The 26066-nt window shown below is 62.2% G+C and carries 24 protein-coding genes and 1 pseudogene; 12 read left to right on the forward strand and 13 right to left on the reverse strand.

Going from position 1 to position 26066, the window contains the following annotated elements; translation table 11 throughout:
* Positions 1-33 precede the first annotated feature (33 nt).
* Both ACTAQJ_RS03570 and ACTAQJ_RS03575 read left to right on the forward strand, forming a co-directional pair.
* A complete protein-coding gene (locus ACTAQJ_RS03570; RefSeq protein WP_498700746.1) occupies positions 34-804 on the forward strand; it encodes an energy-coupling factor ABC transporter ATP-binding protein in 771 nt (256 codons plus the stop codon).
* Positions 801-1430, forward strand: coding sequence for an energy-coupling factor transporter transmembrane component T family protein (locus ACTAQJ_RS03575; RefSeq protein ID WP_498700748.1), 630 nt, complete (start codon positions 801-803; stop codon positions 1428-1430). The genes ACTAQJ_RS03570 and ACTAQJ_RS03575 overlap by 4 nt, the downstream gene beginning before the upstream one ends.
* A gap of 48 nt (positions 1431-1478) precedes the next feature.
* On the opposite strand, the gene ACTAQJ_RS03580 is transcribed toward ACTAQJ_RS03575, so the two are convergent.
* Together ACTAQJ_RS03580 and ACTAQJ_RS03585 are read right to left on the reverse strand one after the other, a co-directional pair.
* Positions 1479-2726: a thiolase family protein gene (locus tag ACTAQJ_RS03580; protein ID WP_431115223.1), complete on the reverse strand. Its 1248-nt coding sequence runs from the start codon at positions 2724-2726 to the stop codon at positions 1479-1481.
* The gene (locus ACTAQJ_RS03585; protein WP_498700750.1) at positions 2698-4089 is read right to left on the reverse strand and encodes a class I adenylate-forming enzyme family protein; all 1392 of its coding nucleotides are present in this window, start codon (positions 4087-4089) and stop codon (positions 2698-2700) included. The genes ACTAQJ_RS03580 and ACTAQJ_RS03585 overlap by 29 nt, the downstream gene beginning before the upstream one ends.
* A 61-nt stretch (positions 4090-4150) precedes the next feature.
* Between ACTAQJ_RS03585 and ypfJ the strand changes: the two genes are divergently transcribed.
* Positions 4151-5050 carry a KPN_02809 family neutral zinc metallopeptidase gene (gene ypfJ / locus ACTAQJ_RS03590; RefSeq protein WP_498700752.1) on the forward strand — a complete coding sequence of 300 codons (900 nt, stop codon included), beginning with the start codon at positions 4151-4153 and terminating at the stop codon, positions 5048-5050.
* A 107-nt stretch (positions 5051-5157) separates the two neighbouring features.
* Here ypfJ and ACTAQJ_RS03595 read toward each other — a convergent pair whose 3' ends face one another.
* Genes ACTAQJ_RS03595 through ACTAQJ_RS03620 form a run of 6 tightly spaced genes read right to left on the reverse strand, consistent with a single transcriptional unit; the run spans position 5158 to position 10310 of the window.
* On the reverse strand, positions 5158-5490 hold the full coding sequence (locus tag ACTAQJ_RS03595; RefSeq protein ID WP_018777579.1) for a metal-sulfur cluster assembly factor: 333 nt from the start codon (positions 5488-5490) through the stop codon (positions 5158-5160).
* A gap of 13 nt (positions 5491-5503) precedes the next feature.
* Positions 5504-6289, reverse strand: coding sequence for a Fe-S cluster assembly ATPase SufC (sufC, locus tag ACTAQJ_RS03600; RefSeq protein ID WP_224090246.1), 786 nt, complete (start codon positions 6287-6289; stop codon positions 5504-5506).
* Between the two features lie 44 nt (positions 6290-6333).
* On the reverse strand, positions 6334-6690 hold the full coding sequence (locus ACTAQJ_RS03605) for a non-heme iron oxygenase ferredoxin subunit (RefSeq protein ID WP_431115220.1): 357 nt from the start codon (positions 6688-6690) through the stop codon (positions 6334-6336).
* Between the two features lie 19 nt (positions 6691-6709).
* On the reverse strand, positions 6710-8023 hold the full coding sequence (gene sufD / locus ACTAQJ_RS03610) for a Fe-S cluster assembly protein SufD (protein WP_477515619.1): 1314 nt from the start codon (positions 8021-8023) through the stop codon (positions 6710-6712).
* A 2-nt stretch (positions 8024-8025) separates the two neighbouring features.
* Positions 8026-9489, reverse strand: a complete 1464-nt coding sequence (gene sufB / locus ACTAQJ_RS03615; RefSeq protein ID WP_431115218.1) for a Fe-S cluster assembly protein SufB — start codon at positions 9487-9489, stop codon at positions 8026-8028.
* On the reverse strand, positions 9489-10310 hold the full coding sequence (locus ACTAQJ_RS03620; protein ID WP_498700759.1) for a helix-turn-helix transcriptional regulator: 822 nt from the start codon (positions 10308-10310) through the stop codon (positions 9489-9491). Before ACTAQJ_RS03620 ends, sufB begins: the two co-directional genes overlap by 1 nt.
* Positions 10311-10419: 109 nt before the next feature.
* On the opposite strand from ACTAQJ_RS03620, the pseudogene ACTAQJ_RS03625 reads away from it, so the two are divergent.
* The 3 genes and pseudogenes from ACTAQJ_RS03625 (at position 10420) to ACTAQJ_RS03635 (ending at position 13122) form a co-directional block, all read left to right on the forward strand.
* Positions 10420-11386: pseudogene (locus ACTAQJ_RS03625) on the forward strand (ABC transporter ATP-binding protein).
* On the forward strand, positions 11383-12147 hold the full coding sequence (locus ACTAQJ_RS03630; RefSeq protein ID WP_498700762.1) for an ABC transporter permease: 765 nt from the start codon (positions 11383-11385) through the stop codon (positions 12145-12147). Before ACTAQJ_RS03625 ends, ACTAQJ_RS03630 begins: the two are co-directional and overlap by 4 nt.
* Positions 12148-12177: 30 nt before the next feature.
* Positions 12178-13122: a COX15/CtaA family protein gene (locus tag ACTAQJ_RS03635; RefSeq protein WP_498700763.1), complete on the forward strand. Its 945-nt coding sequence runs from the start codon at positions 12178-12180 to the stop codon at positions 13120-13122.
* Between the two features lie 398 nt (positions 13123-13520).
* Here ACTAQJ_RS03635 and ACTAQJ_RS03640 read toward each other — a convergent pair whose 3' ends face one another.
* Positions 13521-14483, reverse strand: coding sequence for a heme o synthase (locus ACTAQJ_RS03640; RefSeq protein ID WP_216925779.1), 963 nt, complete (start codon positions 14481-14483; stop codon positions 13521-13523).
* 431 nt (positions 14484-14914) lie between these two features.
* Here ACTAQJ_RS03640 and tkt point away from each other — a divergent pair, with 431 nt between their 5' ends.
* The 6 genes from tkt to pgl are packed head-to-tail and all read left to right on the forward strand — an operon-like array spanning position 14915 to position 23138.
* Positions 14915-17041 (forward strand): transketolase, encoded by a 2127-nt coding sequence (gene tkt / locus ACTAQJ_RS03645; RefSeq protein WP_498700765.1) that lies wholly within the window; start codon positions 14915-14917, stop codon positions 17039-17041.
* A gap of 22 nt (positions 17042-17063) precedes the next feature.
* Positions 17064-18182 (forward strand): transaldolase, encoded by a 1119-nt coding sequence (gene tal, locus ACTAQJ_RS03650; RefSeq protein ID WP_477515614.1) that lies wholly within the window; start codon positions 17064-17066, stop codon positions 18180-18182.
* A 6-nt stretch (positions 18183-18188) separates the two neighbouring features.
* Entirely contained in the window at positions 18189-19820 is a 1632-nt protein-coding gene (locus tag ACTAQJ_RS03655; protein ID WP_498700766.1) for a phosphoglucose isomerase-related protein, read from the forward strand.
* 15 nt (positions 19821-19835) lie between these two features.
* Positions 19836-21392 carry a glucose-6-phosphate dehydrogenase gene (gene zwf / locus ACTAQJ_RS03660; RefSeq protein WP_431115210.1) on the forward strand — a complete coding sequence of 519 codons (1557 nt, stop codon included), beginning with the start codon at positions 19836-19838 and terminating at the stop codon, positions 21390-21392.
* Positions 21389-22330: a glucose-6-phosphate dehydrogenase assembly protein OpcA gene (locus ACTAQJ_RS03665; protein ID WP_477515612.1), complete on the forward strand. Its 942-nt coding sequence runs from the start codon at positions 21389-21391 to the stop codon at positions 22328-22330. Before zwf ends, ACTAQJ_RS03665 begins: the two co-directional genes overlap by 4 nt.
* The gene (gene pgl / locus ACTAQJ_RS03670) at positions 22320-23138 is read left to right on the forward strand and encodes a 6-phosphogluconolactonase (protein WP_498700767.1); all 819 of its coding nucleotides are present in this window, start codon (positions 22320-22322) and stop codon (positions 23136-23138) included. Before ACTAQJ_RS03665 ends, pgl begins: the two co-directional genes overlap by 11 nt.
* Here pgl and ACTAQJ_RS03675 read toward each other — a convergent pair.
* From ACTAQJ_RS03675 to ACTAQJ_RS03690, 4 genes are all read right to left on the reverse strand, one after another.
* Positions 23091-23402, reverse strand: a complete 312-nt coding sequence (locus ACTAQJ_RS03675; protein ID WP_498700770.1) for an RNA polymerase-binding protein RbpA — start codon at positions 23400-23402, stop codon at positions 23091-23093. The two genes, pgl and ACTAQJ_RS03675, sit on opposite strands and share 48 nt — an antisense overlap.
* 250 nt (positions 23403-23652) lie before the next feature.
* On the reverse strand, positions 23653-23910 hold the full coding sequence (secG, locus tag ACTAQJ_RS03680) for a preprotein translocase subunit SecG (protein ID WP_216925786.1): 258 nt from the start codon (positions 23908-23910) through the stop codon (positions 23653-23655).
* 36 nt (positions 23911-23946) lie between these two features.
* The gene (gene tpiA, locus ACTAQJ_RS03685; RefSeq protein WP_431115206.1) at positions 23947-24762 is read right to left on the reverse strand and encodes a triose-phosphate isomerase; all 816 of its coding nucleotides are present in this window, start codon (positions 24760-24762) and stop codon (positions 23947-23949) included.
* A 74-nt stretch (positions 24763-24836) separates the two neighbouring features.
* On the reverse strand, positions 24837-26063 hold the full coding sequence (locus tag ACTAQJ_RS03690; protein WP_498700774.1) for a phosphoglycerate kinase: 1227 nt from the start codon (positions 26061-26063) through the stop codon (positions 24837-24839).
* Between the last annotated feature and the right edge of the window lie 3 nt (positions 26064-26066).

Raw genomic sequence — 26066 nt, forward strand, 5'->3', positions numbered from 1 at the left:
CCTGCGTCACGCAAAATCAGAAACAATATCTCTATGAACTCCATCAGCTTCAGCAGGGTCTCGGTTCGTGTAGCCATTGACGGCAGCAGCACGTCCAAGACCCTGCTGGAGGATGTTTCCTTGAGCCTTACGGAGCGGCGTATCGGCGTCATCGGAGCCAACGGTTCCGGTAAGTCCACGTTGTTACGGCTGTTGAACGGCCTGGTGGAGCCCAGCGACGGAACCGTTGAAGTCCACGGCGATGACACAGTTAAAGCCGTGCGCCGGGTGCGTGCGAACGTCGGATTCGTCTTCACTGATCCCTTGTCGCAACTGGTGATGCCTACCGGCCGTGAAGACGTTGAACTCTCCCTGCGGCGCTCCATTAAGAACACCCGCGAACGAGCCGCACACGCCGAAGCAGTTCTTGACAGGTTTGGCCTGCTGCCACTGGCAGACCAGAGCATCTATGAGCTCTCCGGCGGGGAGCGCCAGCTGCTCGCCTTGGCCGCAGTCCTCGCCGTCAATCCCAAGGTGCTGGTCCTCGACGAGCCATCCACCCTCCTTGACCTGCGTAATCGCGAGCTACTGCGGCGCACCTTGGCGGGCCTGGAGCAGCAAGTTGTCATGTCCACCCACGACCTCGACCTCGCACTGGAGATGGACCGCGTCCTGGTGGTGGAGTCGGGGCGAGTAGTATTCGACGGCGATGCCGCCGAAGGTGTCGCCCGGTACCGGGAGCTGTGCGCAACTGCGCTGGACGAGGTTCCGGGCGTAGACGGGGTTCCGGGCCTTGGGGAACGTCCAGGGCGAGGCCAGTTATGAGGGGCCACGGCTTCCTGATCGCCAACTATGTGCCGGGCAACTCGCCCATCCACCGAATCCCGTTGTGGCTGAAGTTCCTGGTGGTTGCAGGGTGCGGGACCGCATCCTTCCTGATCGTCGACTGGGCAGTCTCGCTGTTGGTCTTCGCCATGATGTGCGGGCTCTTCCTGTTCAGCGGGGCCGGTTTGCGCCGCCTGATGCGTGCCATATGGACTGTGACGCCCATCCTCGTGGTGATCGGATTGTTTCAATGGTGGCAATTGGGTGCCCCCACGGCTGCACGCATCGTCCTGAACGTCCTGGTGTGCGTCGTCGCAGCCTCGGTTCTGACTGCCACCACACCCGTCCAGGACCTCTTGGACGGCGTTGTCTCCCTCGCCAAACCATTCCAGCGCTTTGGCGCCGATCCCGAGCGTTTCGCGCTCACCATCGCCGTGATGCTCAGGAGCATCCCCTTCATTGCAGGAGCCTTTTCGGACGTCAGGGATGCGGCCCGCGCCCGCGGACTTGAACGCAATCCAAGGGCACTGATACTGCCGGTCTTTATCACGACGGTCGCTTATGCGCGCCAAACCGGCGATGCCTTGGCCGCCCGGGGACTCGGGGAACCGGACGAGCCCAAGTAAGTCGCATTTGTGGTTGTTTTCAGGCGTCATAACAACCACTAATGCTGGTCAGTTGGGCTGGAACCGGGAATAGCGCAGCAGGGCCGCCGTGCCCATGCCGCCCGCGATGCTGATCATTGCCAAGCCGAGCGGCGCTACCCCGGAATTTTCGGATACGCCGCGAGCCTGGGTAAGGAGGCGCGTCACCAAAACAGCCCCCGAAGCGCCGTAACCGTGCCCAAAAGCCAGCGCTCCGCCCTCTGCATTGGCTTTCCCCGGATCGATGGCCAAATGATCAAGGCAAGCGATGGTCTGGGAGGCAAAAGCTTCATTGAATTCGATCAGGTCCACGTCCGTGGCAGCCAAGCCCTGCTGAGCCAACAGCTGCTCCGCGGCGTGTGCAGCCCCGATGCCGAGCAACTCCGGATGCACACCTGTGGTCTCACAACCCAAAACCAACAAGCCGTCAGCCGCGCCCATCTCCCGGGCGCGCTTGAGCGACGTTATGACGACCGCGGCCGCGGCGTCGGCGTCGAAGCACGAGTTGGCTGCCGTGACAGTTCCGTCGGGGACGAAAACTGCCGGGAACCGCGACATCAGTGAGGCGCGCAACGACGGCTTGGGACCGTCGTCGGCGTCGACAATAGTTCCGGCATTTTCAAGCGGCACGATTTCGCGTGCGAGCTTGCCCGCTGCCGCAGCCTCAAGAGCCCGCCGATGGCTGCGGAGTGCGTACTCATCTTGTCGCTCACGACTGATACCAAACGCGCGGGCGACATTTTCCGCGGCCACACCCATGTCAGGGTCACCAAACACGGTCGGCACAAAGGTGGCCCGCGAGTAAAAGTCCAGGCCGCCGTCGTCGGTCCTGTTGGCGCGGGCAGGAGCGGTACTGATGCTTTCCACCCCGCCGGCAACATACAGCGGATCTCCACCGGCGCCAACCAGACGCGCAGCAAGCGCAATAGCATCCAATCCGGAACCACACTGCCGGTCAACTGTGAGCCCCGGGACTGTGACCGGCAAACCGGCCTGCAGCGCGGCGAAGCGCGCTACATTTCCACCACCACCAACTGCATTGCCCATGATGACGTCGTTCACCCCGGCCGGGTCAATGCCTGCCGACTCGATGAGGGAACGGATGACCGGCGCCAGGAGATCCGGCGCCCGGAGATGCCTCAGCTGCCCGTTTGCACGGCAGATCGGAGTGCGCAGCGCCGCGATGATGACCGGCTGGCGGGACTCGTCCAACTCCTGCGTCGAAGGGCCGCTACCCAAGGGGAGGCCGCTACCCAAGAGGACGCGCCCGGGCATCATGGTTTTTGATCCAGTCAAGGAGTACCATCCGGCTGACCTTACCGCGATCCGTAATCGGTAACTCGGACAGGACGTAGTACTGCAGCGGCCACTTGTCCCGCGCGAGCAGGCCATCAAGGCCAGTGCGGAGCTGCGTCGCCGTGACGGCACCATAAGCGGGAACGACGCCGGCGATCACCTTTTGGCCGCGGATGTCATCCGGAGCGCCGGCTGCTACCGCAACTTCGATGCCTGGAACGGAAGCGAGGGCGAGTTCCACCTCGTGTGGGTACACGTTCTTCCCCGCCGTGATGATCATGTCCGAACGACGTCCCAGAATGTGCAGGATCCCGTCGGCGAGATAGCCCTGGTCCCCCACTGTGTACCAGCCGTCCAAGCAGCGGAGGGCGTGGCCGTCGTCGCCCCACAGGTAGCCGTTGCTCACCATCCCACTGCGGACGCTGATGTTGCCGTGCTCCCCATCCGGCAGAATCTGGCCGGCGTCGTCCAGGATTCGCAATTCCACGCCAGGAAAAGGCCGGCCAATCCCAGTACCCCCGACGTCGAGCGGTTCCCCGGCAGCCAGCCGCGTGCCGGAGACGAAGCTCAATTCGGAGGCTCCGTAGTACTCAAAGATGGCAGCATGTGGGGCCCAGCGCCGCGCCGCTTCCAAAGTACGGCCATCCAGCTTGGAACCCGCGCAGATGATGCTGCGGATGCCGGAAGCATCCACGTCTCCAGCCAAGCCACGTTCGCTGAGCAAACGCAGCATGGTCGGGGTGAGCACGAGTCTTGTGATGTTGTCGTGGCTTATCGCTGCATGCGCGTCACCGACGTCGAAGGATTCCAGCGAGTGAAACGCGGAGCCCGCGTACAGGCATTCGGACAGGGCGTAGAGGTTCAAGCTGGAGGAGAGGGGACCTGCCGCCAGGGTCCGATCGTCCTGCGAGAGACCAAAGAACTCGATCGAAGCGTCGAACGAGACCTGCCACGACCGGCGGGACCGTGTGAACGCCTTCGGCACCGAAGTGGTGCCGGACGTAAGCCCAATCAGGAAGGTAGTGGACGGATCCCCGTCTACAAGTTCCACGCCGGTGGCGATGGCGCGGTCGACGATCCGCGACGTCACTTCCTCCACCATTGCTGCAGGCCACTGTGGGTCCAGCACAGCACAGCGGCGCTCCCCCGCCACCGCCGCCGTAAACTTCGCGACGAAGTCAGTGGAGTTGGGTTCGGCAAGCACAGTAGTGGCCGTCGCGTGGCCAAGCAGGCTTGCCGCGGCGTCGCGGAGCTCGGCCCAGTTGAGCCGGCTGCGGCCCACAACGACGGCGGTGTCGTGCGGACGCTCATCGGCCCAGAGCTGAATTTTATCCAGGAAAGGCATCCCCGCAATTTTACGGCAGTGTCCGCCCTCCGGCACCAACGGTGACGTCTATTCTGACTGTATGAGTTTCAATGACGGTGCGCAGCTTGACCCATCCCAGGTAGAAGACCGACGCGGCGGAGGCATGGGCCGCGGGACGAAAGTAGGTGGCGGGATTGGTGGTGGCATCGTTGTGCTGCTTCTGGCCCTCTTCGGAATCAACCCCAACATCCTTGGCGACCTCACAGGCGGCGGAACCCAGCCGCCCGCCGTCGAAGGCGGGAGCGGCGGTGTGCAGGAGTGCCAGACAGGCGCTGACGCGGACAAACGACTCGACTGCCGGATCACAGGCACTGTCAACAGCCTTAATGCCTTCTGGCCGGAATACCTCGCCCAGTACAACGTGCAGTACTCCCGGCCCGGAACGGTCATCTTCGAGCAGGGAACCAATACGGGATGTGGCCCTGCCACCACGGCTGTAGGACCTTTCTATTGCCCGGTGGACACCAAGGCATACTTCGACCCCGGGTTCTTCGATGAGCTCGTGACCCGTTTTGGTTCATCAGGGGGACCACTGGCGCAGGAGTACGTGGTGGCCCACGAATTCGGCCACCACATCCAAAACATCCTGGGCAACCTGGACCGGGCACAACAGGATCCCCAGGGGCCGCAGTCCGGTGGAGTCCGTGTCGAATTGCAGGCGGACTGTTACGCGGGACTCTGGGTTCGCCATGCGACCACCCAGAAAGACCCGGCAACGGGCAAGCCGTTCCTCGACCCCCTCACCGAGCAGGACCTGCAGGACGCGCTGTCCGCCGCGTCCGCCGTCGGCGATGACCGTATCCAGGAAGCCGCAACCGGACGGGTCTCGCCGGAGTCCTGGACCCATGGCTCAAGTGAACAGCGGCAGAAATGGTTCTACCAGGGATACGCCACCGGCGACATCAACAAATGTGACACCTTTGGTGTGGCGGCGCCGTAGCTGCTGCGGGAACGGTTTAATTCCTGAGTCATCGGTTAAACGCAGAAATGGTTCCGGACCACAGGTCCGGAACCATTTCTTTGCCCTTGGAGGGCGAAAACTGCTGATCAGATGTTGAAGCCCAGGGCCCGCATCTGGTCCTTGCCGTCGTCGGTGATCCGCTCGGGACCCCATGGCGGCATCCATACCCAGTTCAGGCGCCAGTCATCCACTACGCCGTCGAGGGACTTGCCTACCTGCTCTTCCAGCACGTCAGTGAGCGGGCAAGCCGCCGTCGTCAGTGTCATGTCGATCAGGAGTGCGCCGTCCTCATCCGAGTACTTCAGGCCATAGAGGAGGCCCAAGTCCACGACGTTGACACCGAGCTCCGGGTCAATGACGTCCTTGAGCGCTTCCTCGACGTCCTCGAGGCTGGTGCGCGCCGCGTTGATTTCGGTCATGGAACGATCCTAACTAGGCCTGTACGGCAGGAGCAACGGCAACGCCTGCGCCTGCGGCGTAGCGGTCGTAGCCCTCTTCTTCAAGACGGTCCGCGAGCTCGGGGCCGCCCTCTTCAACGACCTTGCCGTCGACGAAGACGTGGACGAAGTCCGGCTTGATGTAGCGCAGGATGCGGGTGTAGTGGGTGATGAGCAGCGTGCCCATGTTTCCCTCTGCATGTGCGCGGTTGACGCCTTCGGAAACTACCTTGAGGGCGTCGACGTCCAGGCCTGAGTCGGTCTCATCCAGGACGGCGAACTTGGGCTTGAAGAGCTCGAGCTGAAGGATCTCGACGCGCTTCTTCTCGCCACCGGAGAAGCCTTCATTGACGTTGCGCTGTGCGAAGTCGGCGTCGATGCGCAGCTGCTGCATGGCAGCCTTGACGTCCTTGGTCCACGTGCGAAGGGCGGGTGCTTCGCCGTCGATCGCCGTCTTGGCGGTACGCAGGAAGTTCGTCATGGTGACGCCGGGAACCTCTACCGGGTACTGCATGGCGAGGAAGACGCCTGCACGGGCGCGCTCGTCAACGCTCATTTCGAGGACGTTTTCGCCATCGAGCGTGATCGTACCGCTGGTCACCGTGTAGCGCGGGTGGCCGGCAATGGTGGATGCGAGGGTGGACTTGCCCGAGCCGTTGGGGCCCATGATGGCGTGCGTTTCACCGGTCTTGATGGTGAGGCTGACGCCCTTCAGGATCTCCTTGGTGCCCTGCTCCGTCTCGATGCTGACGTGCAGGTCCTTGATCTCAAGAGTAGACATGCTCTTCTTTCTTTTCCGTTCGTAAGTCTGGTGATACCGGGCGCTCAGTAGTTATCTACCGAAGCACCGTTCACAACGTTGGTCACGTCCACGTAGACGTCGTCACCATCGATGGTGACCGCGAAAACCGGGACGGGGTCGTAGGCAGGCAGCTGGAGAGGCTGTCCGCTGCGGAGGTCGAACTGGGAACCGTGGCCCCAGCACTCAATCGCGCAGCCTTCAATCTCGCCTTCGGACAACGAGATGTCCGCGTGCGAGCAGGTATCGCCGATGGCATGGATCTCACCCATCGAGTCCCTCACGATGGCTACGGGATAGTCATCGATCAGGACACGCAGCGCCTGCTTGACCTGGATGTCATTGGCGTTGCATACCAGTTCGCCCTTGGTTTCTTCACTCATGGTTGTCCTGCCTGGTCTGCTAGTTGTCGGTCGCGGCGAGTTCGCGCTCAACAGCTGCGGTCAGGCGTTCTTCGATTGCCGGGACGTTGATCTGCTGGATGATCTCGTTGAGGAAGCCTCGAACCACCAAGCGGCGGGCAACCTTTTCGGGAATGCCGCGTGCCATGAGGTAGAAGAGGTGCTCGTCGTCGAAACGGCCGGTGGCGCTGGCGTGGCCGGCACCCTCGATGAGTCCCGTCTCGATTTCCAGGTTCGGCACAGAGTCCGCACGCGCACCGTCCGTCAGGACCAGGTTGCGGTTGGCCTCATAGGTGTCCGTGCCTTCTGCTTCCTTACGGATCAGGACGTCGCCCACCCACACAGTGTGGGCATTGCGGCCCTGCAGCGCGCCCTTGTACAGCACGCGCGACTTGCAGTTGGCCACTGCGTGGTCAACAAACAGGCGCTGCTCAAGGTGCTGACCGGCGTCGGCGAAGTACAGGCCGAACATTTCGACGTCGGCACCAGGTGCGGTGAAACGTGTGGACGGCGTAACGCGCACGACGTCGCCGCCGAGGCTGACCACAATGTGCTTGAACTTCGCGTCGCGGCCGATCTTGGCCTGCTGGGCAGATGCGTGAACAGCGTCGTCGGCCCATTCCTGCAAGGACACGACGGTCAGCTCAGCGCCATCTTCGACGATAATTTCAACGTTCTCGGAGACAACAGCGGTGCCCTGGTGATCCAGGACCACTACCGCCTTGGAGAAACGCTCTGCCACAATCACGATGTGCTGGGCAGCCGGAGCCTCGCCCGATCCGGTGATCAGGACGGAAACTTCGCTCTCGGCCTGGAGCTCGGCCGGAACCGTGACAACGGTAGCCTCGGCGAAGTTCTCCCAACCGTTAGCGGACACGCGGTCCTCGGGGATGGCTGCCTGGCCGATCCGCTGATCCTCGCGGCCAACCGTTTCGACGACGACGCCGGACGGTGCGGTCACGCTGACAGCCGGAGCTGCACCGTTAAGGACCTCGGTGTGGAGACCGCGCAGGCGCTTCAGGGGCGTGAAACGCCAGTCTTCTTCAAGGCCGGTCAGGGGCTTGAAGTCCTCCAGCTTGTAGGACGTGAGGCGGCCGGCGCGGGAGCTGTCCGGGATGCCGACGCCGCCACCATGCGAGTGGCTCTTTACCGATGCGCCACCGAGCGGACCAGCAGTAGGCTGCTCCGACGTCGTGCTGGTGTTTGTTCCGGTGTTTACGGGCGAAAGGTTTTCGCCTTCCTCGGTGAAGCCGTTGATAAACGGCTGGGCCGAGGGCGCGCCGATGCGTGCCTTTTCAGTAGTGATATCAGTCATTGTTAACCGACGGACCCTTCCATCTGCAGTTCAATCAAGCGGTTCAGCTCAAGGGCATATTCCATGGGCAGTTCACGGGCGATCGGCTCAATGAAGCCGCGCACGATCATGGCCATGGCCTCGTCCTCAGGCATGCCGCGGGACATCAGATAGAAGAGCTGCTCTTCGCTGACGCGGGAAACGGTGGCCTCGTGACCCATGACGACGTCGTCCTCGCGGATGTCGATGTACGGGTACGTGTCCGAGCGGGAAATGGTGTCCACCAGGAGGGCATCACAACGGACCGTGTTGGCCGAGTGCTTTGCACCTTCGCGGACCTGGACCAAGCCGCGGTAAGCCGCACGGCCACCGCCGCGGGCCACGGACTTGGAAATGATGGAGCTCTTGGTGTTCGGTGCGATGTGCACCATCTTGGAGCCGGTGTCCTGGTGCTGGCCCTCGCCGGCAAATGCGATGGACAGGGTTTCACCCTTGGCATGCTCGCCTACCAGGTAAACGGCCGGGTACTTCATGGTCACCTTGGAGCCGATGTTGCCATCGATCCATTCCATGGTGGCGCCCTCTTCGCAGATGGCACGCTTGGTGACGAGGTTGTACACGTTGTTGGACCAGTTCTGGATGGTCGTGTAGCGGACGCGGGCGCCCTTCTTCACGATGATCTCCACAACGGCGGAGTGCAGGGAATCCGAAGTGTAGATCGGAGCCGTGCAACCTTCGATGTAGTGGACGTAGGAGTCCTCATCGGCGATGATCAGGGTGCGCTCGAACTGGCCCATGTTCTCCGTGTTGATACGGAAGTAAGCCTGCAGCGGGATGTCCACGTGCACGCCCTTGGGCACGTACACGAACGATCCACCGGACCATACTGCCGTGTTCAGCGAAGCGAACTTGTTGTCGCCCACGGGGATGATGGTGCCGAAGTACTCCTGGAAGATCTCCGGGTGTTCGCGCAGAGCGGTGTCCGTGTCCAGGAAGATAACGCCCTGGGCTTCGAGGTCCTCGCGGATCTGGTGGTAGACAACTTCGGATTCGTACTGGGCCGCGACGCCGGAAACGAGCCGGCTGCGCTCAGCTTCCGGGATGCCGAGCTTTTCGTAGGTGTTCCGGATGTCTTCGGGCAGGTCTTCCCACGTTGCCGCCTGCTTCTCGGTGGAACGCACAAAGTACTTGATGTTGTCGAAGTCGATGCCGGAGAGGTCTGCACCCCAAGTTGGCATGGGCTTGCGGTCGAAGTACTTCAGGCCCTTGAGGCGCAGATCGAGCATCCATTCGGGCTCGTTCTTCTTCGAGGAGATGTCGCGGACAACGTCCTCGTTGAGGCCACGACGGGCATTCGCGCCTACGTCGTTCTTATCGGCCCAGCCGTACTCGTAGTTTCCGATACCGTGCAGTTCGGGATTCTTCTCCAGAATCTCCGAGATCACAGTGCCGTCAGCTACCGCTTTCTCTGCTAGTTGGTCCGTCATCACGGCCTTTCTTGCTGGTTGTTTGATTCCTGGTACGGGTTCCCGGACTGCTCTGCGGTGCTGTGAGGCACCGTGGCAGCTGGTCGCCCGGTAGGTATGTGGGTGGTGCAGACGTGCCCGCCTTGCGCCAGGGTTGAAAGACGCCGGACATCGACGCCCACCAAGCGGGAAAAGACTTTGGTCTCGCTGTCACAAAAAACAGGGAATTCCGCGGCGAGCTGTTGGATGGGGCAATGTCCCTGACACAGCTGCACACTGGAAAATTCTGCAGGCAGTGGGGCTTTTGCCTCAATGGAATGGGCAGAGGCTACGTAGCCGTCCCGGCTGAGGGCCTTGGACAAGGCCAAGGCGCGGGCGGGGATGTCCTGCCCGGCGGCCGCAACTTCGGGCGCATAGCGGCGCTCCATTTCAGAGAAGCGCTCTTCAGCATATTCGCGGACTGCATCCTCGCCGGCGATTTCCTGGAGTCGCCGGAGCGCGGAGCTGGCGATGTTCAAATAGTCATCGCCAAGCTTGGATTGCCCTTGTGAACTCAGGACATAGCGGCGCGCAGGGCGTCCCGCCCCGGCTCCTGCCTTGGCAACGCGCTTGACTTCGATAACGCCATTCCGCTCCAAGTGATCCAGGTGGCGGCGGACCGCTGCCGGCGTGAAGCCAAGAAGGTCACCCAACTCAGCAGCACTGACGGGGCCGTTCTCCAACACTGCACCAAGGACGCGGTCCCTTGTACGGTCTTCCGCGTCCGGCAGCGCAGAAGAAGGCGCATAGGCCTCCGCCGCTGCAGCATGCCGCCTTGAGGGCATGGAAATTGGACTGCTCATGGAATACACAACACAATCATGTCGTAATTTGTTTCATGCATCCAGTAAGGCAAGACTGACCTTAGTCACCCACCAAGTGTGACCGTACTACTTCACGTAGAATACTCTGGTGCGATCCACTGATTCCCCTGTCCTCACTATAGACGGACTCATTAACAGATGTAGGGCCCCTGGCCTCCCTTGACGGCAAAATGCTCCGGGTTGTTAGTGGGCTGTCCATGGTGGCTGAGCGGGGCCGGATTACGGCTCTCCTTGGAGCCAACGGCGCCGGCAAGACCACCACCCTTGAATGTGCGCAGGGTTTGCAGAAACGGACAGGGGGAACCATTTCGCTTCTGGGCGCAGACCCGGATACTGCCGGCGCTGACTTGAGGTCCCGGGTAGGTGTCATGCTTCAGGATGGCGGCCTCCCGCCGTCGGCCCGTCCAATCCCCCTGTTGCGACATGTTGCCGGCATGTACCGCAACCCCATGGACGTCGACGCCCTCGTGGACCGACTTGGCATTGCCCAATTCAGCCGCACCAGTGTGCGGCGCCTTTCAGGTGGCCAAAAGCAACGGGTGGCTCTGGCTGCGGCGTTGATCGGGAATCCCGAGGTCCTCTTCCTGGATGAACCCAGCGCTGGATTGGATCCGCATTCGCGCCAAGTGGTTTTCGACCTTATTGCGGAACTGCGCGACGCCGGCATGGGCATCATCCTCACGACGCACCTCATGGATGACGCCGAGCGCCTGGCTGACTACGTCTACATCATCGACGGCGGACACAACGTCGCCGAGGGAACGGTCGCCGACCTCCTGCGGCACGATCATTCCACCGACACCGCGATCACTGACCGGACCCTCTTCTTCGACGCGCCGCCGGGACTCGAGTTCAAAGACGTCCTTGGCACAGGTCTGCAAGTCCTTGAAACCCGTGCCGGCAGCTACTCGATCACCGGTGCCCTGGCGCCCGCGGACCTTGCCGCGCTGACCGCCTGGTGGGCCGCACGGAACATCATGCCAGCGTCACTAAGACTCGAGGCGCGGAGCCTCGAGGACGTTTTCCTGGACATTTCCGGAAGGGACCTCCGATGAGCAAGCTCCTCTCCCCCAACGCCGGACCCGCTTCCCTGCCTCGCCGCATTCTGCAGCAGGGCCGTTATGAGACCATCACGATGCTGCGGAACGGCGAGCAACTGATTCTTGCCGTCGTCCTGCCGCTGCTTGCTTTGGCCGGCCTGACTGTTACTCCGCTGTTGGATGGGCTCGGAGGCTCTCGCGTTGACGTAGCCACGCCTGGAATCCTCGCTCTCTGTGCCATGTCCACCGCTTTCACTGGCCAAGGCATCGCTACGGGATTTGACCGGCGTTACGGCGTTCTTCGCTTCCTCTCCACCACCCCACTGGGGCGTGGTGGCCTGATCGCGGGCAAGATACTCGCTGTGCTCGTCGTTCTCTTCCTTCAAGTACTGGTAGTGGGGGTTGTCGCCGGATTCCTGGGCTGGCAGCCGCGGCCGGAGGCATGGCTTCCAGGCCTTGGGATCCTCATCCTTGGTGCGGCTGCGTTCACGGCGCTGGGGCTCCTGGTCGCCGGAACAGTGCGGCCTGAAGCTACCCTGGCCATCACCAATCTTCTGTGGATCCTCCTCGGAGCGTTGGGCGGGATCGTTGTCCCGGCGGAGAGGCTTCCAGCTTTGGCCCAGGGCATCGTTCACTTCCTGCCCTCCGGTGCACTGGGCCAGGCATTGCGGGATGCGTTCCTGCTGGGCATTGTGCCCTTCCCGGCCGTCCTGGTCCTCCTGACGTGGACCCTGCTGGCCGGCGCGGCAGCTATTCGGTGGTTCAAGTGGAACTGACAACAAGCAGAACTGAGAGTTGAGCAAACTGTGAGCACGGCATCGCGCCTCCCCAAATCCGTCCAGCGATTCACCACCAAGCTGCCAACGGAAGTAAACCGCACTATCCGCCGGCTATCTGTCCTTTCGCTGATCGGACAGACAGTACTCGTGGTGACCGGTGGTGCAGTTCGCCTTACGGCTTCGGGCCTCGGTTGCCCCACGTGGCCGCGGTGCACGGACGAATCCCTCGTCAACACGCCTGAAATGGGCATTCACGGTTTTATCGAGTTCGGGAACCGTATGCTCACGTTCGCGTTGGCGGCGGTTGCCGCACTCATGCTGGTCTACTTGTGGAATCTCCGCAAGGAACGTCGCGATCTCTTCATGCTCGCTCTCGGCCTCCTGGCGAGCATCCCGGCCCAGGCCATCATCGGCGGAATCACGGTCCTGTCCAACCTCAACCCCTGGGTTGTGGGCCTGCACTTCCTGGTATCCATGGCCTTGGTTATCTTCGCGACGCTGCTCGTGAACCGCGCCTTCGGCCGCACCGGCCGATTCATGAACCAGGTACTGCCCACACTGCCTTCGGTTGCCCGCCCCGTTATGCTGGCTGTCGCCGTCTTCTCGGCCATAGCTGTCATGCTCGGCGTAGTAGTCACAGGCGCCGGTCCGCACGCGGGCGATGCCGATGCGCCCCGCAATGATCTGGACTGGGACCTTTTCTCACACATTCACGCTGTGCCCGCCTACCTGATCACAGCAGGGACGCTGTTGGCTGTATACCTTGTGGTCCGGCATAAGATAGGCGGCCCGTTCCGAACCGCTTCGTTCCTGCTGCTCGCCGTGACGTTGCTCCAGGCCGTCATCGGGTTCACCCAGTACTACAACGGAATTCCTGCGCTTCTCGTGGGCGCACACATGCTGGGGGCAGCCCTGCTAATGAGCGCATCGACCAACGCGGCCGACATCGCAAAGTCCAGCCCCGCCAAGTAGCCCTCTCTCACATCCGGCGGCGCTGGGCGGGATCTTCTCTCACGTCCGGCGGCGCTGGGGCGGGATGTTCTCTCACGTCCGGCGGCGCTGGGCGGGATCTTCTCGCACATCCACCTCAGGTTTTCGGGATCCACCATTATTTCGACACTCCCCTTAGGATTCCCACACTCCCCTTAGACGTTCCCCCTGAGACGTTTGTTCAGTCGGCGGGTGAGAGAAGATCGGTAGGAATGGGCTCGGATGTGAGAGAAGATCGGCAAAAATACGCTCGGATGTGAGAGAACATCCGGGGGGAAACGAAAAGGCGCGACGCCGGAACTCGGGTGAGTGCCGGCGTCGTGCCTTCTTTGTCGTCGTGCCTTCTTTGTCTTGCTTCTTTGTGGAAGCCGTCGCGGAGGTTAGCCGCCGATGATCGGTGATCCGATGAACGGGTCTACTGCCAGCGCGATGAAAAGCAGCGTCAGGTAACTGATGGAACCGTGGAAGACCTTCATGGCACCCTTGTTGGAGACGTCGCCGCCTTGTGCCCGCTTGTAGAGGGCGTGGCTCTCGTACAGGAACCAGGCGCCGGCAGCGACGGCGGCAATTGTATAGACCCAGCCGGCGCCGCCAACGGGAATCATCAGCAGCGAGCAGGCCACCATGGCCCAGGCATAGAGAACCACCTGAACGGACACAACTTTGGCCCCGGCAATTGCTCCGAGCATGGGCACCTTGGCGTTGCGGTAGTCCTCGCCGTAGCGCATGGACAGAGGCCAGTAGTGCGGGGGCGTCCACAGGAAAATGACCATGAACAGCACAATGGCAGGCCACTCAACCGTGTTGGTGACCGCAGCCCAGGCGATCAGTACCGGGAAGCAGCCGGCGGCCCCGCCCCAAACGATGTTTTGTGCGGTGCGGCGCTTCAGGATCATGGTGTAGATGACCACGTAGAAAACGATGGCACCCAGTCCAAGCCATGCGGACAGCGGATTCGCACCGAACCACAGGATGGCGATTGAAGCGGCACCAAGAATCCAGGCGAAGACCAAAGCCTCCCTGGGCGAAACTTCACCGGTGACCAACGGACGCTTCTCGGTGCGGTGCATCAATTTGTCGATGTCGCGGTCGATGTAGCAGTTGAACACGCCGGCGCTGCCCGCCGCGAAAGCGCCGCCAACGAGAGTCGCCAGAATCAGTCCGATGGACGGGAAGCCGCGCTGGGCAAAGATCATGGTGGGGAGCGTGCTGACCAGGAGCAGCTCGATGACACGGGGCTTGGTGAGAGCCAGATACGCCTTTAACTTACGGGAGATTCCGATGCTTCCCCGGGCCGGGGACGCGTTGAGGGGCGTATCAGTTGTGCTCACGGCGGCAGTCACTCTGTTCTATGCTCTGGGGTTCTCGCAGCGGCTGCAGTCCGGGGTTTCCGAGATGGAACCGCAGGCGCATGAACCGCTGGTGGCCTCCAGATATCATACCGTGGCTGGAAGTGCGTCCGTGTCCGCAAAATACGCCAATGTTTCGGAAAGTTCACTTCCCAGCGGCGCCATCGTGATTCATATAAGGGAAATTCTGTCCAGTTAGTGGGATTCCCTGAGTCTCAGGACACGTTTGGGGCTAAGCTGTTGAGCAGATCAGCACACGTTGACACTCCGGGAAACCGTATTCTCGGAAAATCCGTGCGTCTGGATGAAGGATCAACGTTTCAATGGTGAACGGCTGGTAGACACATTGCAGCGGGCGCCATCCTGTGCTTCCTGCGTGCCGTGTCCTTCCGCCTGCCGTCAGCACAGAGAGGGGCTCGGTTTTCGTGCCACATTTGGAAGAGCAAGAACTGTCATGGACCGATCTGGATCAGAAGGCAGTTGACACCGTTCGCGTGTTGGCCGCTGACGCCGTGGAGAAGGTTGGAAATGGCCACCCCGGCACGGCAATGAGCTTGGCTCCGGCAGCGTACCTGCTGTTCCAGAAGCTGATGCGCCATGACCCGAAGAACCCTGACTGGATCGGGCGTGACCGGTTCGTCCTGTCCCCCGGCCACACATCACTGACCCTTTACATCCAGCTGTTCCTCTCCGGATACGGCCTGGAATTGAAGGACCTTGAAGCACTGCGTACCTGGGGTTCGCTGACCCCGGGCCACCCCGAGTACAAGCACACTGCGGGCGTGGAGATCACTACCGGCCCGTTGGGCCAGGGCCTGGCTTCGGCTGTTGGTTTCGCTTACTCCCAGCGCCGCCAGCGCGGCCTGTTCGACGCCGATGCTCCCGCCGGTGAGTCGCCGTTTGACCACACGATCTGGGTTATCGCATCCGACGGCGACCTCCAGGAAGGTGTGACGTCCGAGGCGTCCTCGCTGGCTGGCCACCAGGAACTGGGCAACCTCGTGGTGATCTACGACGAGAACCACATTTCCATTGAAGACGATACCGACGTTGCTTTCACCGAAGATGTCCTGAAGCGCTACGAAGCCTACGGCTGGCACACCCAGGGCGTGGACTGGACCAAGACCGGGGATTACGTCGAGGACGTCCAGGAACTCTACTCCGCACTGCTGGCTGCGAAGGCTGAGACGAACAAGCCGTCCATCATTTCGCTGCGGACCATCATTGGCTACCCGGCCCCGAAGAAGCAGAACACGGGCAAGATCCACGGCTCGGCCCTGGGGGCCGAGGAAGTCGCAGCACTGAAGACCGTGCTCGGTTTCGATCCCGCCAAGTCCTTCGATGTTGACGAAGAGGTCCTGGCACACGCCCGCAAGGTCCTGGACCGTGGCGCCGAATCCCGCGCTGCGTGGCAGTCCTCGTTCGAGGCCTGGCAGTCCGCCAACCCGGACGCTGCTGCCCTGCTGGAGCGCGTTGAGGCCAAGAAGCTTCCCGTGGGCATCGACGCCGCGCTGCCCGTGTTCGAAGCCGGCAAGGACGTCTCCACCCGAGCAGCATCGGGCAAGGTCCTGAACTCCATCGGCCCGGTCCTTCCCGAGCTGTGGGGCGGTTCCGCCGATCTCGCCGAGTCCAACAACACCACGATCGAGGGTTCGCCGTCGTTCATTCCCACCTCGCGCTCCACGGACGCTTGGAAGGGCAACCCGTACGGACGGGTCCTGCACTTCGGTATACGTGAGCACGCAGCTGCGTCGATCGTGAACGGCATTTCCCTGCATGGACGCACGCGTGCGTTCTCGGGCACGTTCCTGATCTTCTCGGATTACCAGCGCCCGGCCATCCGCCTCGGCGCGTTGATGGGTGTGCCGTCCTTGTACGTATGGACGCACGACTCCATCGGCCTGGGCGAAGACGGTCCCACCCACCAGCCCGTGGAGCAGCTCGCTTCGCTGCGTGCCATCCCGGGCCTGGACGTCGTCCGCCCCGGTGACGCGAACGAGGTCTCGGCAGCATGGAAGGCGATGCTGGAGAACCACGAGAACCCGGCCGGCATCGTGCTGACCCGCCAGAACATCCCCACCTACGCCCGCGGCGAAGGCACCGCAGAAGGTGACACCTTCGGCTCCACCGCTGGTGTGGCCAAGGGTGGTTACGTCCTGGCTGAGGCTTCCAAGGACGGCGAAACCGTTGACGCGCAGGTCATCCTGATCGGCACGGGCTCCGAGGTCCAGCTCGCCGTGGCGGCGCGCGAAGCACTCCAGGCCGAAGGCATCGCCACCCGCGTTGTTTCCATGCCGTGCGTGGAATGGTTCAACAAGCAGGACGAGGCCTACCGTGAGTCCGTGCTCCCTGCCGATGTGAAGGCACGCGTTTCCGTCGAAGCCGGCCTTGCACTTGGATGGCGCGAATTCGTCGGTGATGCCGGACGTTCGGTCTCCCTTGAGCACTTCGGTGCCTCGGCAGACTACAAGCGGTTGTTCCAGGAATTCGGCATCACTGCCGAAGCCGTTGCCGCCGCTGCAAAAGACTCCCTCGCAGGCCTGAGCGCCTGATACCTCTATCAAGGAGAAAACAATGACCAGCACCCCCACGCAGCAACTCTCCGACGCCGGCGTTTCCATCTGGCTCGACGACCTTTCACGCAACCGCCTCGAAACGGGCACGTTGCAGAAGCTCATCGACGAAAAGAACGTAGTCGGTGTCACCACCAACCCGTCCATCTTCCACGCTGCCATCACCACCGGCACGGACTATGACGCCACGATCGCCGCGCAGGCCGCGGCCGGTGCCAGCGTCGAAGAGACCATCTTCGAGATCACCACCACGGACGTCGCCGACGCCTGCGATCTGTTCGCACCGATCGCTGCCGCCACCAACGGCGTGGATGGCCGAGTGTCCATCGAGGTGGATCCCCGCCTGGCGTGGGACACCCAGGCCACGATCGCCGAGGCCAAGCACCTGTATGGCAAGGTCAACAAGGACAACGTCCACATCAAGATCCCGGCAACCCTGGAAGGCCTGGAAGCCATCACGGCAACCCTGGCCGAGGGCATCAGCGTCAACGTGACCCTGATCTTCTCCCTGGAGCGCTACCGCGCCGTCATCAACGCCTTCCAGTCCGGCCTGGAGCAGGCCAAGGACAACGGCCACGACCTCTCCAAAATCCACTCCGTGGCATCCTTCTTCGTTTCCCGCGTGGACACCGAGATCGACAAGCGCCTGGACGCCATCGGCACCGACGAAGCCAAGGCCCTCAAGGGCAAGGCAGGCGTCGCCAACGCACGCCTCGCCTACCAGGTGTACGAAGAGCAGTTCTCCACCGAACGCTGGGCCTTGCTCGCTGAGGCCGGCGCCCTCCCCCAGCGTCCGCTCTGGGCCTCCACCGGCGTCAAGGACCCGGCCTACCCCGACACCCTGTACGTCACCGAACTCGTGGCCCCCGGCGTGGTCAACACCATGCCGGAAAAGACCCTCGACGCAACGTTCGATCACGGCGTAGTCACCGGAGACACCATCACGGGCACCTACACAGAAGCGAACCAGACCCTCGACGCACTCGAAGCCGTTGGCGTTTCCTACAACGACGTCGTAGCCGTGCTTGAGTCCGAAGGCCTCGAGAAGTTCGTGGCCAGCTGGAAGGAACTCCTGGCCGACGTTGAAGGCGCCCTCGCCACCGCACGGAAGGCTTCCTAACCAACCATGAGCACAATCAGCTACGACGCCAGCGGTGCCGCGCAGCAGGCCATCGCCCAGAACATCACCAGCCTGGTAGACGACAAGGTCGCCACGAGGATTTTCGCCAAAGACCACACGCTGTGGGGTCCTGAAGCGGAGTCCGAGTCGGCCATCCGTCTGGGCTGGGTTGAGGCTGCCGCCGTATCGCAACCTTTGGTGGAGGGCATTCTCGAGCTTCGCGATGCTCTCCGCGCCGAGGGTGTCTCCCGTATTGTCCTCTGTGGCATGGGTGGCTCCTCCTTGGCTCCCGAGGTCATTGCCGGCACCGCCGGCGTCAAGCTGACTGTGCTGGACAGCACAGATCCTGAGCAGGTCAGCGCTGCTTTGACGGACCGGTTGGCGGAGACTGCGATTGTGGTGTCCTCCAAGTCGGGTTCAACTGTTGAGACTGACTCCCAGCGCAGGGTGTTCGGGAAAGCGTTCAACGACGCCGGTATTGATGCCAAGAGTCGAATCATCATCGTCACGGATCCGGGTTCTCCGCTGGACAAGGCATCCCGCGAAGCCGGTTACCGTGCCGTCTTCAATGCCGATCCCAACGTCGGCGGCCGTTTCTCTGCCCTTACGGCGTTCGGGCTTGTCCCTTGCGGGCTGGCTGGCGTGGACATCCAGGCTTTCCTGGACGAAGCTGAGGAGGCTGCCGAGATCCTCAACGAGGACTCAGAGGACAACATTGGTCTTGCTTTGGGCATTGCCCTGGGCGGCACCAATCCTCTGCGCAACAAGATCGTCATTGCCGAGGACGGTTCCGGCATTGTGGGCTTCGCTGATTGGGCCGAGCAGCTCATCGCGGAGTCCACGGGCAAGCTCGGCACGGGTGTGCTGCCTGTTGTCGCGGGCCCGGATTCCCCTGAGGCCCTTGGCGGCGCCGAGGACGTTCTGGTGGTCCGACTGGTTAGTGCGGACGCCGACGTCGAACTTCGGGAAAACGAAGTTGCGATCGCAGGCGGCCTGGCTTCCCAGATGTTCCTTTGGGAATTCGCGACCGCAGTTGCAGGACGTCTGCTGGGCATCAACCCGTTTGACCAGCCCGACGTCGAGGCCGCCAAGGTGGCCGCGCGCGGCCTGCTGGATGCCCGCCCTGAGCCCACTCCGGCCGCGTTCACCGACGGTGTCGTGGAAGTTCGCGGCGGCGATTGGCTCGGTAGTGCTTCCACCGCAGCCGAAGCCGTGCAGGCACTTCTGGCCCAGCTCGGCTCGGACGGTTACCTGAGCGTCCAGGCTTACCTGGACCGCATCTCCCATGCGCCCCTTGAAGGCATCCGTGACGAACTCGCCGCTGTCTCCGGCCGTCCGGTGACGTTCGGCTGGGGCCCGCGGTTCCTGCATTCCACAGGCCAGTTCCATAAGGGCGGTCCGGCTATTGGTGTGTTCCTTCAGATCACCGCAGCATCGTCTTTGGATCTGGAAATTCCTGACCGCCCCTTCACGTTCGGGGAGCTCATTGCTGCACAGGCCTCGGGCGATGCCCAGGTCCTGGAAGGCCATGGCCGTCCCGTGTTGCGCCTGCACCTCACCGAGCGTGCTGCAGGCGTAGCCCAGCTCCAGGAAGTCGTCGCTGCACTGGCCGGCCAGGCCAGCGCACTCGAAAGCTAAGGCACAAAACCAAACATGCCAGAAACTGAAAACGGCAGGAAGAACGCCGGCCTGCGGAACCCCTTGCGGGATCCGCGGGACCGGCGCCTGAACCGCATCGCCGGGCCGTCGTCGTTGGTGTTCTTCGGAGTCACCGGCGACCTCGCCCGTAAGAAACTCATGCCTGCGGTCTATGACCTCGCCAACCGCGGCCTGCTTCCGCCGAGCTTTGCCTTGGTGGGATTCGGACGCCGCGAGTGGGACAACGCCGACTTCGCGGCAGAGGTGAAAGAGAACGTCAAGGCCCACGCACGGACCAAGTTTGATGAAGCCGTCTGGGAACAGTTGGCTTCGGGCATCCGCTTTGTTCAGGGCGAATTCGACGACGACGACGCCTTTGAGCGACTCGGAGACGTGCTGGAGGAGCTGGACGAGACCCGCGGCACGCGCGGCAACCACGGTTTCTACCTCTCCATCCCGCCCAAGGCATTCGAGCAGGTCTGCCGCCAGTTGTCCAAGCATGGCCTGGCGCAGGCGAAGCCCGGGCAATGGCGCCGCGTGGTCATCGAAAAGCCGTTCGGTCACGACCTCGAGTCCGCCCGTCAGCTCAACGACATCGTCGAGTCAGTGTTCCCGCCGGATGCAGTCTTCCGGATTGACCATTACCTGGGCAAGGAAACGGTGCAGAACATCCTGGCCCTGCGCTTTGCAAACCAGTTGTTCGAACCTCTCTGGAATGCCAACTACGTTGACCATGTCCAGATCACCATGGCCGAGGACATCGGCACTGGCGGCCGTGCAGGTTATTACGATGGCGTAGGCGCGGCGCGAGACGTGATCCAGAACCACCTGCTGCAGCTCCTGGCCTTGACGGCAATGGAAGAACCTATTTCTTTCAACGCCGATGACCTGCGTGCCGAGAAGGAAAAGGTCCTCGCGGCCGTTAAGCTGCCCGATGACCTGTCCACCCATTCGGCCCGGGGACAGTTCACCGGTGGCTGGCAGGGCGGCGAAGAGGTACTGGGTTATCTGGATGAGGACGGTATTCCGGCTGATTCCAAGACCGAAACCTATGCTGCGATCCGCGTGGACATCAACACCCGCCGCTGGAACGGTGTGCCGTTCTATCTGCGTGCCGGTAAGCGCCTGGGCCGCCGCGTGACTGAAATCGCGGTTGTGTTCAAGCGTGCACCCAACCTGCTGTTCCGGGACCACAACGATGACGACTTCGGCCAGAACGCCGTGGTGATCCGTGTCCAGCCCGACGAAGGTGCCACGATCCGGTTCGGTTCCAAAGTCCCGGGCACGCAAATGGAAGTCCGCGACGTCACGATGGACTTCGGCTACGGCCACTCGTTTACCGAGTCCAGCCCCGAAGCCTACGAACGACTCATCCTGGATGTACTCCTGGGCGAGCCCCCGCTCTTCCCGCGCCACCAGGAAGTCGAGCTGTCCTGGAAGATCCTGGACCCGTTCGAAGACTACTGGGCGGCTCTGGAAGAACAACCGCAACCGTACGCACCCGGTAGCTGGGGACCGGCTTCAGCCGATGAACTCCTTGCCCGCGATGGACGAACCTGGAGAAGGCCATGATCGTAGATCTTCCCGACACAACCACCTCCAAGATCTCCAAGAAGATCATGTCGCTGCGGGAACAGGGCGGCGTGATCGCTCTGGGCCGGGTGCTGACCCTGGTGGTTGTCACGAAGTCCGGGCAGGAAGAAGACGCTATCGAGGCGGCCAACGAGGCCAGCCGCGAACACCCCTGCCGCATCATCGTGCTGGCCGATGCCGGGGTTGAGGCACCGGACCGGCTTGACGCGCAGATCCGCGTCGGCGGCGACGCCGGTGCTTCCGAAGTCATCGTCCTCCGAGGGTTCGGCCACATGGCCCATGAAAGTGAATCCCTGGTGGCAGGCCTCCTGCTTCCGGATGCACCGATTGTGGCCTGGTGGCCTCACGGCGCACCGGAAAGTGCCTGCGAGACGTCCATTGGTCGTATTGCACACCGTCGCATCACGGACTCCGCGAACGAGCCCGACCCCACCCAGGCGCTGGAGAACATTCGCCGGACATACAAGGCAGGCGACACAGACCTCGCCTGGACCCGCTTGACCAACTGGCGCATGCAACTCGCTGCCGTGTTCGACCAAGTGGACAATGACCCGGTCTCCGCCGTAGCCGTTGAAGGTGCTTCGGACTCCCCCAGCACCCTGCTCCTCGCAGCCTGGTTGGGCCTTGCCCTGCAGGCACCGGTCACGATCGTTGCCGATCCGGCTGGCACCGGCATCCGCCGCGTCCGCATGACACGTGCCAGCGGTGACGTCCAGCTTTTCCGCCCCGGATTGTCCGTGGCCGAGCTGACACAGCCCGGCCAGCCTGCCCAGCGCATCACCCTCCCCCGGCGCAGCCTGAAGGATTGCCTCGCCGAAGAACTCCGCCGGCTGGACCCCGACGAAGTCTTCGGAGAAGTGATTACGATGGGACTGCCATTAACCAGTCAGAGGAGAGTCCAGACCAGTGCACGCTGAGCCCAGAGTAAGCATCCACCCCGATTCCAAGGTGCTCATGGCGGCCATTGCGGCCCGCCTTATCACCAAGCTTGTGGATGTCCAGGACAAGCACGGTGAGGCCACGGTGGTCCTGACAGGAGGAACTGTCGGGATCGGCACCCTGAAAGCGGTGGCGGACTCCGCTGCGGCACCAGCTGTCGACTGGTCAAAGGTGAACTTCTGGTGGGGTGATGAGCGCTTTGTTGCAGCAGACAGCGATGACCGCAACACCCGCCAGGCACACCAGGCTCTGCTGGCTCACCTGCCGGTTGACCCTGCCCGGGTCCACGAGCCCGGTTCTTCGGACGAGTTCGCATCGGCTGACGACGCTGCGGCTGACTATGCCGACAGGCTGAAGGCAGCAGCAGAGGCAGAGCATGCAGCTGACATGTCCGATACCCGTCCGGAGGAGCCCGGTATCTTGCCGCGCTTTGACGTACTGCTGCTCGGTGTAGGTCCAGACGCCCACGTGGCATCACTCTTCCCGGAGCAGGCAGCCATCAGGGAGAAGAACCGTACGGTGGTGGGCGTCGAAAACTCACCCAAGCCGCCGCCGTCGCGCATTTCCTTGACTTTGCCGGCCATCAACACGGCTCAGGAAATCTGGATGGTGGTAGCGGGCGAGGACAAGGCCGGTGCAGTAGGCCTTGCCCTGGCAGGCGCCAACCCTGTTCAGGTCCCCGCAGCGGGCCCCGTTGGGCGCTCGAGGACCCTTTGGCTCATCGACGAGAACGCAGCGTCACGTGTCCCCCAGCAGTTGGTCCGGAAGGACCCCGCGGGCGCGTAACCGCTCCAACGCTCCAGCCAGGACGATTTCGGCGTCCTGGCTGGAGCGTCTTTCTTTAACGTAATCCAAGTGGGACTTGAAGAGGTCGTCTTCCGGCCGGGTTTCCGCAACCTGGCCTGGGTCTCTGGATGCAAGGAGGCCGCACTTGGGACAGTCCCAGTTCTTGGGTATTTGTTCGTCCGGAAGTTTCAAGGAAAACAAGCCGCGTCTCGTGTCCCTTGGCGCACCAATACGGGACACGAATACGCGGCAGTTGTTCTCCATCGCCGTGGTCGCTTTGATGCCGAGGAGCAGATCCGAGTGCTACACCAACGCGGGTGCCCCGGTAACCAGGCGTGCCATGAACCATTTTCGAACCCCTAGCGACTCGGTGGTTGGCCGTCACGGCCCGTAGGCCTTACAGCCAACAGGCCCAGTCTAATGCGAGGGGTACGACGGCGGCACTGGTGTTTGGTGCCGATTGATTCAGAAGTGCTGGGAAGGCTCCCTTGGAGGAGCCTTCCCGCGCGAACTATTAGGAATCGCCACCCGAGGTGAAGCGCATGATCAGGCCCAGGCCGATGATGACGACTCCCCACGTGACACCAAGAATGATGGTGAAGCGGTTCAGGTTCCGCTCAGCGACGCCGGAAGAGCTCAATCCGGAGCTCATGCCTCCACCGAACATGTCGGACAAACCGCCTCCACGTCCTTTGTGGAGAAGAATGAGCAGCGTCAGCAGAAGGCTGGTTACGCCCAGCAGGATCTGCAGAATGACATGAAGAACGTCCACGACGGCCTTTCGAAGAAGCGGAAAACGGGAGCCGGACTAGTCCGTGACGAGGTGGCTCTCGAACCTGACAATGTTAGCAAACTCAGCTGGGTCCAGACTGGCGCCACCCACAAGCAGGCCGTCAACATCGTTTTCTGCCATGATGGCGGCAGCGTTGTTTGCCTTGACGGAGCCTCCGTAGAGAAGGCGCGTCTTTTCAGCTACGCCCTCGTCGAAGAGCTTGGCAAGTTCGGCGCGGATGGCAGCACACATTTCCTGTGCATCGTCCGGACCTGCAACTTCACCGGTTCCGATAGCCCACACGGGCTCATAGGCGACCACAAGCTCAGCAGCCTGTTCCGGCGTGAGGCCTTCGACACCGGCGCGCAGCTGGGTTAGCGTGTGCTCCACGTGTGTTCCTGCCTGGCGGATTTCGAGGCCTTCACCGACACAAAGGACCGGTGTGACACCGTGGCGGAACGCCGCTTTGACTTTGGCGTTCAGGACGTCGTCGGACTCGTTGTGGATGGTCCGGCGTTCACTGTGCCCTACCAAAACGTATGCGCAGCCCAGCTTGCTGAGGAACTGGCCGGAGATGTCACCGGTGTAGGCTCCGGAATCGAACTGGGACAGGTCCTGGCCGCCGTAAACAACGTCAAGTTCATCGCCCTGTACGAGCGTCTGAACGCCGCGGAGATCAGTGAACGGAGGGAATACAGCAACCTCTACACGGTTGTAATCATGCTTGGCGTCCGAGAGGGTCCAGGCGAGCTTCTGTAGCAAGGTGATGCCCTGGACATGGTCCATGTTCATCTTCCAGTTGCCTGCGATGAAGGGCTTTCGGACAAAGTTGCCGTTGGCAGAGGTAGTCACATGAACTCCAAGAATGCGTTGATAAATGGAACAGCCGGCAGGACGCGTGGGCGTCCTGCCGGCCGGATTGCTGTTTAGCGGTCCAGGACGCTGAGGCCCGGAAGTTCCTTGCCTTCAAGATATTCCAGGCTGGCCCCACCGCCGGTGGAGATGTGGCCAAACTGGGAATCCTCGAAGCCGAGGGTCCTTACTGCTGCGGCTGAGTCGCCGCCACCAACTACTGTGAAGGCCACAGTGTCAGTCAGGGCCTGCGCGATGGACCGCGTGCCGCTGGAGAATGCCTCGAATTCGAAGACGCCCATGGGGCCGTTCCAGAAGACGGTCTTGGCTCCTTCGATCTGCGCCGCAAAAGCAGACGCTGATTCGGGCCCAATGTCCAGTCCAATGCCGGAGGCACCAAAGGAGCTTTCCTCGATGGCATCCGCGCGGACAACTTCGTGCTCGGCGTCCGCCGCGAAACGGCTTGCAACCACGACGTCCGTAGGAATCACGAACGACGTACCGGCGTCAGCCGCACGCTTGAGGTAGTCCTGTACGACAGGAATCTGGTCTTCTTCCAAGAGGCTGCCAGCTACCTTGTGGCCTTCGGCGGCGAGGAAGGTGAACAGCATGCCGCCACCAACCAGGATGGTATCTGCCTTGCCAAGAAGGTTGTCGATGACTGCCAGCTTGTCCGAGACTTTGGAACCGCCCAGGACAACGACGTAAGGCCGCTGGGTGTCTGCGGTGAGCTTCCGGAGAACTTCCACCTCGGTGTGGACGAGGTCGCCGAGGTAAGACGGCAGCCGCGTTGCGACGTCGTAGACACTGGCGTGCTTGCGGTGGACCGCGCCGAAGGCATCGTCCACGAACGCGCCGTTGTCACCCGTGAGGGCAACCAGCTCGTCAGCGAATGCGCCACGCTCGGCGTCGTTCTTGCTGGTCTCGCGGGCGTCGAAACGCACGTTTTCCAAGATGAGTACTTCGCCATCCTGCAATGCAGCTGCCAGCTCCTTGGCGGAGTCGCCAACGGTATCAGCAGCCAATTGGACGTTGAAGTCCGCAAGTTCCGCAAGGCGGGTCGCTGCGGGCTTCAAAGAGTACTTTTCCTCAGGGGCGCCCTTGGGGCGGCCGAGGTGGGCGGTTACGAGCACACGGGCACCGGCGTCCGAGAGCTTCTTAAGGACCGGGAGGGAGGCCTTGATGCGGCCGTCGTCGGTCACTGTAGAGCCGTCGAGCGGCACATTAAGGTCACTTCTGACCAGAATGTACCGCCCGCGGACACCTTCAGCGATGAGTTCGTTGAGGGTGTGAGATGTCATGTG

This window comes from Arthrobacter sp. alpha11c, assembly GCF_054149985.1.

Bases quoted from the DNA above. Each gene is read 5' to 3' on its own strand.
- ACTAQJ_RS03595 (WP_018777579.1), bottom strand. From the start codon at position 5,490: ATGACCGAAATCAACGCGGCGCGCACCAGCCTCGAGGACGTCGAGGAA.
- sufD (WP_477515619.1), bottom strand. From the start codon at position 8,023: ATGACTGATATCACTACTGAAAAGGCACGCATCGGCGCGCCCTCGGCC.
- zwf (WP_431115210.1), top strand. From the start codon at position 19,836: ATGCCAGAAACTGAAAACGGCAGGAAGAACGCCGGCCTGCGGAACCCC.
- ACTAQJ_RS03690 (WP_498700774.1), bottom strand. From the start codon at position 26,063: ATGACATCTCACACCCTCAACGAACTCATCGCTGAAGGTGTCCGCGGG.
- ACTAQJ_RS03570 (WP_498700746.1), top strand. From the start codon at position 34: ATGAACTCCATCAGCTTCAGCAGGGTCTCGGTTCGTGTAGCCATTGAC.
- ACTAQJ_RS03575 (WP_498700748.1), top strand. From the start codon at position 801: ATGAGGGGCCACGGCTTCCTGATCGCCAACTATGTGCCGGGCAACTCG.
- ypfJ (WP_498700752.1), top strand. From the start codon at position 4,151: ATGAGTTTCAATGACGGTGCGCAGCTTGACCCATCCCAGGTAGAAGAC.
- ACTAQJ_RS03580 (WP_431115223.1), bottom strand. From the start codon at position 2,726: ATGATGCCCGGGCGCGTCCTCTTGGGTAGCGGCCTCCCCTTGGGTAGC.
- sufC (WP_224090246.1), bottom strand. From the start codon at position 6,289: ATGTCTACTCTTGAGATCAAGGACCTGCACGTCAGCATCGAGACGGAG.
- ACTAQJ_RS03605 (WP_431115220.1), bottom strand. From the start codon at position 6,690: ATGAGTGAAGAAACCAAGGGCGAACTGGTATGCAACGCCAATGACATC.
- ACTAQJ_RS03665 (WP_477515612.1), top strand. From the start codon at position 21,389: ATGATCGTAGATCTTCCCGACACAACCACCTCCAAGATCTCCAAGAAG.
- tal (WP_477515614.1), top strand. From the start codon at position 17,064: ATGACCAGCACCCCCACGCAGCAACTCTCCGACGCCGGCGTTTCCATC.
- sufB (WP_431115218.1), bottom strand. From the start codon at position 9,489: ATGACGGACCAACTAGCAGAGAAAGCGGTAGCTGACGGCACTGTGATC.
- ACTAQJ_RS03620 (WP_498700759.1), bottom strand. From the start codon at position 10,310: ATGAGCAGTCCAATTTCCATGCCCTCAAGGCGGCATGCTGCAGCGGCG.
- ACTAQJ_RS03655 (WP_498700766.1), top strand. From the start codon at position 18,189: ATGAGCACAATCAGCTACGACGCCAGCGGTGCCGCGCAGCAGGCCATC.
- ACTAQJ_RS03630 (WP_498700762.1), top strand. From the start codon at position 11,383: ATGAGCAAGCTCCTCTCCCCCAACGCCGGACCCGCTTCCCTGCCTCGC.
- ACTAQJ_RS03675 (WP_498700770.1), bottom strand. From the start codon at position 23,402: ATGGAGAACAACTGCCGCGTATTCGTGTCCCGTATTGGTGCGCCAAGG.
- ACTAQJ_RS03585 (WP_498700750.1), bottom strand. From the start codon at position 4,089: ATGCCTTTCCTGGATAAAATTCAGCTCTGGGCCGATGAGCGTCCGCAC.